This window comes from Pseudomonas mangiferae (genome assembly GCF_007109405.1).
Lineage (GTDB): Bacteria > Pseudomonadota > Gammaproteobacteria > Pseudomonadales > Pseudomonadaceae > Pseudomonas_T > Pseudomonas_T mangiferae.
This window is the reverse complement of sequence record NZ_VJOY01000035.1, coordinates 1-5,632: the sequence shown is the minus strand read 5'-3', so window position 1 is coordinate 5,632 and position 5,632 is coordinate 1. Positions and strand designations below refer to the sequence as shown.

The 5,632-nt window shown below is 52.9% G+C and carries 2 tRNA genes, 3 rRNA genes and 1 pseudogene; 5 read left to right on the top strand and 1 reads right to left on the bottom strand.

What is annotated here, in order from left to right:
* A pseudogene (locus tag FM069_RS21760) lies at positions 1–252 on the bottom strand (hypothetical protein); the annotation flags it as partial.
* A gap of 137 nt (positions 253–389) precedes the next feature.
* On the opposite strand from FM069_RS21760, the gene FM069_RS21385 reads away from it, so the two are divergent.
* The 5 genes from FM069_RS21385 (at position 390) to rrf (ending at position 5,578) form a co-directional block, all read left to right on the top strand.
* A 16S ribosomal RNA gene (locus tag FM069_RS21385) occupies positions 390–1,925 on the top strand.
* A 93-nt stretch (positions 1,926–2,018) separates the two neighbouring features.
* A tRNA-Ile gene (locus FM069_RS21380) sits at positions 2,019–2,095 on the top strand.
* 31 nt (positions 2,096–2,126) lie between these two features.
* Positions 2,127–2,202: transfer RNA gene (locus FM069_RS21375), tRNA-Ala, on the top strand.
* A gap of 239 nt (positions 2,203–2,441) precedes the next feature.
* Positions 2,442–5,332 (top strand): 23S ribosomal RNA (locus FM069_RS21370).
* Between the two features lie 130 nt (positions 5,333–5,462).
* Positions 5,463–5,578: ribosomal RNA gene (gene rrf / locus FM069_RS21365) — 5S ribosomal RNA — on the top strand.
* Together the 16S, 23S and 5S rRNA genes with 2 tRNA genes alongside form the textbook arrangement of a ribosomal RNA operon.
* Positions 5,579–5,632: the final 54 nt, after the last annotated feature.

Genomic DNA, 5,632 nt, shown 5'->3' with positions numbered 1-5,632 from the left:
TGGAAGGGCGGCGCAGGCTGCCGGTGCTTCGGTCCCGATCGAAGCGCAACGGAGGAAGGGGTTGACAGCGTCGCATGGTGCTGTAAGATTCGCCTCCCGCTTCAGCAGGTTGTAAAGCTGATGAAGCGCAAGCGGTTGAGTAGAAAAGAGATTTTCGAAATAACGCTTGACAGTAAGAAGGGCTGCTGTAGAATGCGCGGCCTTGGTTGAGGCGAAAGACTTGACCGATTGCTCTTTAACAAATTGAATCAAGCAATTCGTGTGGGTGCTTGTGGGGTAAGACTGATGATCTGAAAGATTATCAGCATCACAAGTAACACTCGTGAATTCGAGAGTTTATTGCGATTGCTGAGCCAAGTTTAGGGTTTTCTCAAAACCCGATCAGTATTGAACTGAAGAGTTTGATCATGGCTCAGATTGAACGCTGGCGGCAGGCCTAACACATGCAAGTCGAGCGGCAGCGGGACCTTCGGGTTGCCGGCGAGCGGCGGACGGGTGAGTAATGCCTAGGAATCTGCCTGTTAGTGGGGGATAACGCGGGGAAACTCGCGCTAATACCGCATACGTCCTACGGGAGAAAGTGGGGGATCTTCGGACCTCACGCTAACAGATGAGCCTAGGTCGGATTAGCTAGTAGGTGAGGTAATGGCTCACCTAGGCGACGATCCGTAACTGGTCTGAGAGGATGATCAGTCACACTGGAACTGAGACACGGTCCAGACTCCTACGGGAGGCAGCAGTGGGGAATATTGGACAATGGGCGAAAGCCTGATCCAGCCATGCCGCGTGTGTGAAGAAGGTCTTCGGATTGTAAAGCACTTTAAGTTGGGAGGAAGGGTTTCTGGCTAATATCCAGGAATTTTGACGTTACCGACAGAATAAGCACCGGCTAACTTCGTGCCAGCAGCCGCGGTAATACGAAGGGTGCAAGCGTTAATCGGAATTACTGGGCGTAAAGCGCGCGTAGGTGGTTCAGCAAGTTGGATGTGAAATCCCCGGGCTCAACCTGGGAACTGCATCCAAAACTACTGAGCTAGAGTACGGTAGAGGGTGGTGGAATTTCCTGTGTAGCGGTGAAATGCGTAGATATAGGAAGGAACACCAGTGGCGAAGGCGACCACCTGGACTGATACTGACACTGAGGTGCGAAAGCGTGGGGAGCAAACAGGATTAGATACCCTGGTAGTCCACGCCGTAAACGATGTCGACTAGCCGTTGGGATCCTTGAGATCTTAGTGGCGCAGCTAACGCATTAAGTCGACCGCCTGGGGAGTACGGCCGCAAGGTTAAAACTCAAATGAATTGACGGGGGCCCGCACAAGCGGTGGAGCATGTGGTTTAATTCGAAGCAACGCGAAGAACCTTACCTGGCCTTGACATGCTGAGAACTTTCCAGAGATGGATTGGTGCCTTCGGGAACTCAGACACAGGTGCTGCATGGCTGTCGTCAGCTCGTGTCGTGAGATGTTGGGTTAAGTCCCGTAACGAGCGCAACCCTTGTCCTTAGTTACCAGCACCTCGGGTGGGCACTCTAAGGAGACTGCCGGTGACAAACCGGAGGAAGGTGGGGATGACGTCAAGTCATCATGGCCCTTACGGCCAGGGCTACACACGTGCTACAATGGTCGGTACAGAGGGTTGCCAAGCCGCGAGGTGGAGCTAATCCCACAAAACCGATCGTAGTCCGGATCGCAGTCTGCAACTCGACTGCGTGAAGTCGGAATCGCTAGTAATCGCGAATCAGAATGTCGCGGTGAATACGTTCCCGGGCCTTGTACACACCGCCCGTCACACCATGGGAGTGGGTTGCTCCAGAAGTAGCTAGTCTAACCTTCGGGGGGACGGTTACCACGGAGTGATTCATGACTGGGGTGAAGTCGTAACAAGGTAGCCGTAGGGGAACCTGCGGCTGGATCACCTCCTTAATCGAAGACATCGGCTTCTTCATAAGCTCCCACACGAATTGCTTGATTCACTTGCGAAAAGCGATTGGGTATTAGACCCGAGAGTAGACGATTGGGTCTGTAGCTCAGTTGGTTAGAGCGCACCCCTGATAAGGGTGAGGTCGGCAGTTCGAATCTGCCCAGACCCACCAATTGTCAAGGGGCGTGGCCGGTCAGACGATTGGGGCCATAGCTCAGCTGGGAGAGCGCCTGCTTTGCACGCAGGAGGTCAGGAGTTCGATCCTCCTTGGCTCCACCATTACTCGAATCGCTTGAAAGCTCAGAACTGAGCATCTGCCTGATAGGGTGGGGTGTTGAGTTCTGGTCTTTGCGCCAGAACTGTTCTTTAAAAATTTGGGTATGTGATAGAAGTGACTGATTGATCGTTTTCACTGGCGATCAGTTAGCTCAAGGTAAAATTTGCGAGTTCAAGCGCGAATTTTCGGCGAATGTCGTCTTCACGTTCGAGACGTATGACCAGATTGCTTGGGGTTATATGGTCAAGTGAAGAAGCGCATACGGTGGATGCCTTGGCAGTCAGAGGCGATGAAAGACGTGGTAGCCTGCGATAAGCTTCGGGGAGTCGGCAAACAGACTTTGATCCGGAGATCTCTGAATGGGGAAACCCACCTGAGACAACTCAGGTATCTTGTACTGAATCCATAGGTGCAAGAGGCGAACCAGGGGAACTGAAACATCTAAGTACCCTGAGGAAAAGAAATCAACCGAGATTCCCTTAGTAGTGGCGAGCGAACGGGGATTAGCCCTTAAGTTGATTTGAGGTTAGCGGAACGCTCTGGAAAGTGCGGCCATAGTGGGTGATAGCCCTGTACGCGAAAACCTCTTTTCAATGAAATCGAGTAGGACGGAGCACGAGAAACTTTGTCTGAATATGGGGGGACCATCCTCCAAGGCTAAATACTACTGACTGACCGATAGTGAACCAGTACCGTGAGGGAAAGGCGAAAAGAACCCCGGAGAGGGGAGTGAAATAGATCCTGAAACCGTATGCGTACAAGCAGTGGGAGCCTACTTTGTTGGGTGACTGCGTACCTTTTGTATAATGGGTCAGCGACTTATTTTCAGTGGCGAGCTTAACCGAATAGGGGAGGCGTAGCGAAAGCGAGTCTTAATAGGGCGTTTAGTCGCTGGGAATAGACCCGAAACCGGGCGATCTATCCATGGGCAGGTTGAAGGTTAGGTAACACTGACTGGAGGACCGAACCGACTACCGTTGAAAAGTTAGCGGATGACCTGTGGATCGGAGTGAAAGGCTAATCAAGCTCGGAGATAGCTGGTTCTCCTCGAAAGCTATTTAGGTAGCGCCTCATGTATCACTCTGGGGGGTAGAGCACTGTTTCGGCTAGGGGGTCATCCCGACTTACCAAACCGATGCAAACTCCGAATACCCAGAAGTGCCGAGCATGGGAGACACACGGCGGGTGCTAACGTCCGTCGTGAAAAGGGAAACAACCCAGACCGTCAGCTAAGGTCCCAAAGTCCTGGTTAAGTGGGAAACGATGTGGGAAGGCTTAGACAGCTAGGAGGTTGGCTTAGAAGCAGCCATCCTTTAAAGAAAGCGTAATAGCTCACTAGTCGAGTCGGCCTGCGCGGAAGATGTAACGGGGCTCAAACCAGGCACCGAAGCTACGGGTGTCACGTAAGTGACGCGGTAGAGGAGCGTTCTGTAAGCCTGTGAAGGTGAGTTGAGAAGCTCGCTGGAGGTATCAGAAGTGCGAATGCTGACATGAGTAACGACAATGGGTGTGAAAAACACCCACGCCGAAAGACCAAGGGTTCCTGCGCAACGTTAATCGACGCAGGGTTAGTCGGTCCCTAAGGCGAGGCTGAAGAGCGTAGTCGATGGGAAACGGGTTAATATTCCCGTACTTCTGGTTACTGCGATGGGGGGACGGAGAAGGCTAGGCCAGCTTGGCGTTGGTTGTCCAAGTTTAAGGTGGTAGGCCGAACACTTAGGCAAATCCGGGTGTTCAAGGCCGAGAGCTGATGACGAGTGTCCTTATGGACGCGAAGTGGTTGATGCCATGCTTCCAGGAAAAGCCTCTAAGCTTCAGGTAATCAGGAACCGTACCCCAAACCGACACAGGTGGTTGGGTAGAGAATACCAAGGCGCTTGAGAGAACTCGGGTGAAGGAACTAGGCAAAATGGCACCGTAACTTCGGGAGAAGGTGCGCCGGTGAGGGTGAAGGGTTTACCCCGTAAGCTCATGCCGGTCGAAGATACCAGGCCGCTGCGACTGTTTATTAAAAACACAGCACTCTGCAAACACGAAAGTGGACGTATAGGGTGTGACGCCTGCCCGGTGCCGGAAGGTTAATTGATGGGGTTAGCGCAAGCGAAGCTCTTGATCGAAGCCCCGGTAAACGGCGGCCGTAACTATAACGGTCCTAAGGTAGCGAAATTCCTTGTCGGGTAAGTTCCGACCTGCACGAATGGCGTAACGATGGCGGCGCTGTCTCCACCCGAGACTCAGTGAAATTGAAATCGCTGTGAAGATGCAGTGTATCCGCGGCTAGACGGAAAGACCCCGTGAACCTTTACTGTAGCTTTGCACTGGACTTTGAGCCTGCTTGTGTAGGATAGGTGGGAGGCTTTGAAGTGGGGACGCCAGTCCTCATGGAGCCATCCTTGAAATACCACCCTGGCATGCTTGAGGTTCTAACTCTGGTCCGTTATCCGGATCGAGGACAGTGTATGGTGGGCAGTTTGACTGGGGCGGTCTCCTCCTAAAGAGTAACGGAGGAGTACGAAGGTGCGCTCAGAACGGTCGGAAATCGTTCGTAGAGTATAAAGGCAAAAGCGCGCTTGACTGCGAGACAGACACGTCGAGCAGGTACGAAAGTAGGTCTTAGTGATCCGGTGGTTCTGTATGGAAGGGCCATCGCTCAACGGATAAAAGGTACTCCGGGGATAACAGGCTGATACCGCCCAAGAGTTCATATCGACGGCGGTGTTTGGCACCTCGATGTCGGCTCATCACATCCTGGGGCTGAAGCCGGTCCCAAGGGTATGGCTGTTCGCCATTTAAAGTGGTACGCGAGCTGGGTTTAGAACGTCGTGAGACAGTTCGGTCCCTATCTGCCGTGGACGTTTGAGATTTGAGAGGGGCTGACCTTAGTACGAGAGGACCGGGTTGGACGAACCTCTGGTGTTCCGGTTGTCACGCCAGTGGCATTGCCGGGTAGCTACGTTCGGAAGAGATAACCGCTGAAAGCATCTAAGCGGGAAACTCGCCTCAAGATGAGATCTCACTGGGGACTCGATCCCCCTGAAGGGCCGTCGAAGACTACGACGTTGATAGGTTGGGTGTGTAAGCGCTGTGAGGCGTTGAGCTAACCAATACTAATTGCCCGTGAGGCTTGACCATATAACACCCAAACAATTTGGCGTGTCGATCGGTCGAAGCCGACATAACCGAAAATTTGCACGAACTCGCACCACCCTGATATCACATACCCAATTCGGAGTCGCGCACCTGCGAGACTCCAACCCGATTGCTTGACGACTATAGAGAGTTGGAACCACCTGATCCCTTCCCGAACTCAGCAGTGAAACGACTCTTCGCCGATGGTAGTGTGGAGCTTCTCCATGTGAGAGTAGGTCATCGTCAAGCTTCTATCCCCAAACCCCAATCCGCTCACGCGGGTTGGGGTTTGGCCTTTTGGGG